Origin of the sequence: Planktothrix sp. FACHB-1355 (assembly GCF_014748295.1) — a bacterium.
GTDB lineage: Bacteria > Cyanobacteriota > Cyanobacteriia > Cyanobacteriales > Aerosakkonemataceae > Aerosakkonema > Aerosakkonema funiforme_A.
Genome location: NZ_JACJUP010000901.1, coordinates 1 through 3,012, shown reverse-complemented (window position 1 = coordinate 3,012; position 3,012 = coordinate 1). Strand labels below are relative to the sequence as shown.

Here is a 3,012-nt window from a genome sequence, read left to right as displayed (position 1 = left end):
AAATTTTTGAGTATCAGTTGCAAACTGAAGGGAAATTACGAGACTTTGAAGCTCGAATCGTTCCTACCAGCAGTGATGAAGTGGCGATATTTGTGCGCGATATAACAGAGCGCAAACAAGCAGAAAGAGATTTAGCAAAAAGTGAAGAGCGCTATCGGATCGTTTCCGAATTGACATCAGACTTTGCCTATGCTGCAAAGATAGACTCCAACGGTTTATTTGTCACAGATTGGATTACAAGTGCTTTTAGTTTTATGTCTGGTTTCAGTTGGGAAGAAATCGAAGCACGCGGCGGCTGGCAAAACCTCATTCATCAGGAAGATATGCCTATCTTTCTAGAACGGCTGCAAAAAATTCTGTGTTGGCAAACAGATGTGAGCGAATACCGACTATTCACCAAAAATGGAGAACTGCGCTGGCTGAGAGATTACAGTCAGCCAGTATATTGCGACGACAGAAATCGCGTCCTTCTGATCTACGGTGGAGTGCAAGACATTACCGATCGCAAACAAGCAGAAGAAGCCCTGGGTCAGCAAACAGAGCGGGAAAAACTACTGGGAATGATGCAAGAACGCATCCGCCAGTCTTTAGACCTAGATGAAATTCTCAACCAAGCAGTGGCAGAAGTACGCAGTTTTTTGCAAGTAGAACGAGTAGCAATTTATCAGATAGATGAAAGGAATTTTGGTAAGTTTGTTGTCGAATCAATCGCAGAGAATTGTTCGTCAATATTGGGAGTTTCCTGCGAAGACCCTTGTTTCAACGAAAATTATATCCAAAAGTACCAACAGGGATACATTTCTGCCATTGATGATATCGAGCAAGCCAATCTCGCACCTTGCCATATAGAACTACTCGCTCAAATAGGAATTAGAGCTAATCTCCTAGTGCCGATCGTTTTCAACAAAAAACTCTGGGGACTGCTGTGCGCTCATCAGTGTTCGGAACCGCGACACTGGCAGCCTTTTGAAATAGATTTACTGCAACAATTGGCGATAACTGTAGCGCTCGCCATCCAGCAATCGTCACTTTTCAAGCAAATCCAAAAACTTAACGGCGAATTGGAACAGCAAGTGCAAGAGCGCACCGCTGAGTTGAAAAAGGCTATCGACTTTGAAGCAATGCTCAAACGCATTACAGACAAAGTGAGAGATAGCCTAGACGAAAACCAAATTTTAGAAACTGCCGTGCGGGAAGTAGCAGTAGGACTAAATATCGGTTCTTGCAATGCAGCTATATACGATTTAGAAAAGGGAATTACCACAGTTTGCCACGAATATGCAGTCTCAATACCCGCGCAACAGGGACGTGTTGCCCATATGGCAAACTATCCGGAAATCTACACTCAGCTATTAGAAAAACAATATTTCCAGTTTTGTTCGATATTTCCAAATCCAGTGCGGGGACGGGTGGCAATGCTGGCTTGCCCCATTTTCGATAACGAAGGACTTTTGGGAGATTTGTGGTTAATTAATCACAAAGAACACAGCTATAGCGAGTTAGAAATACGTTTGGTACAGCAGGTAGCAAATCAGTGCGCGATCGCGATTCGTCAAGCACGGCTTTATCAAGCAGCACAAGCGCAAGTGGCAGAACTGGAAAAACTCAACCAACTTAAGCAAGAGCAATTGGTAGAACTGGAAAAACTCAATCATCTCAAACAAGAGCAAGTGGCAGAACTGGAAAAACTAAACTTGCTTAAAGATGACTTTTTGAGTACAGTTTCCCACGAATTGCGGACGCCTATGGCTAACATGAAAATGGCGATCCAAATGCTCAAAATTGTGCCCAGCGGCGAACGACATCAGCGCTATTTGGAAATATTGAAAACCGAGTGCGATCGCGAAACAGAACTCATTAACGACCTCCTCGACTTACAGCGCTTAGAAGCATCATCTTATCCCCTCTCCCTCGCCGAATCGCTAAACTTGCAAGAATGGCTACCCAACATCATCGAACCATTCCGCAGTCGTACCCTCGAACGCGGGCAAAATCTCCAAATTGAACTACCAGCCGATGTTCCGCCCCTAGTTAGCGATCGCGCTGGACTGGCACGAATTGTGGCAGAATTGCTCAACAATGCCTGTAAGTATACTCCGCCTGGTGGCGGGATAATTTTGCGCGTCTCCCACCACTTAGCTGGAGAAGATGTCTCACTCCAAGAGTCTACTTCCTGTTCCTGTGTCCCGAAGATTGTACTTGCCGTCAGCAATGAAGTCGAAATTCCGCCTGCCGAATTATCCCATGTGTTTAAAAAGTTTTATCGGGTTTTACAAGCCGATCTTTGGAAACAAGGCGGTACTGGATTGGGACTTGCTTTAGTCCAGAAACTGGTGGAACAAATGGGAGGAACTATTAACGTAAAAAGCGGTGATGGCTGGACAACTTTTCGGATCGAATTACCAAATCGTTAATTTGAGATTTCAAATTTCAAAATGAAATTTGAAATCTCAAATATAAAATCTGAAATTATCTACCGATCGCGCTCTCTCAGCTTGTGTAATATTTCTGCATGAACCTCGCGAGTAATCGGATAAAAATATGCCAGCACCAAACCGCAAATTAAAGCAACAGTAGGCAGCGGGCCAATAGCAACGCGAATTGCCAAAAGCGCAGAAGCAGGTTGAATCGGTCTGAGATTTTCGGCTGTAGGCACAAGGTAACCAGCCCAATTCAAGCTTTGCAGCACCAAGGCAACTGCTAGAGCCAAACCTACCTTTTGCAGCAGTACAAAAAAACTATAAAATATCCCTTCCCGGCGCTGTCCCGTTCTCAATTCATCCATTTCGATCACATCTGGCAGCATCGACCAGGGTATAAGATAAGCCGTAGAAACGCCAAAACCTGCCATCACCGCCAAAACGTACATCAAGGATATTTGACTGGGCTGCAAGAAAAACAATCCCCCCTGCGCCAAAATCCACAGGCTCATACCCATAAAATAAACGGCTTTTTTGCCCACCCGCTGACTGACAGCACTCCAAACAAATAAGGTAATAAAGGCAGTTCCCT

2 protein-coding genes are annotated in these 3,012 nt (G+C 44.6%); one reads left to right on the top strand and one right to left on the bottom strand.

The window, feature by feature from the left end:
- Positions 1-2,414 (top strand): GAF domain-containing protein (locus tag H6S82_RS26680; RefSeq protein WP_191056992.1); only part of this gene is annotated, 2,414 nt, incomplete at its 5' end.
- Positions 2,415-2,473: 59 nt separating this feature from the next.
- On the opposite strand, the gene H6S82_RS26675 is transcribed toward H6S82_RS26680, so the two are convergent.
- On the bottom strand, positions 2,474-3,012 hold a 539-nt coding region (locus H6S82_RS26675; RefSeq protein WP_191056991.1), incomplete at its 5' end, for an MFS transporter.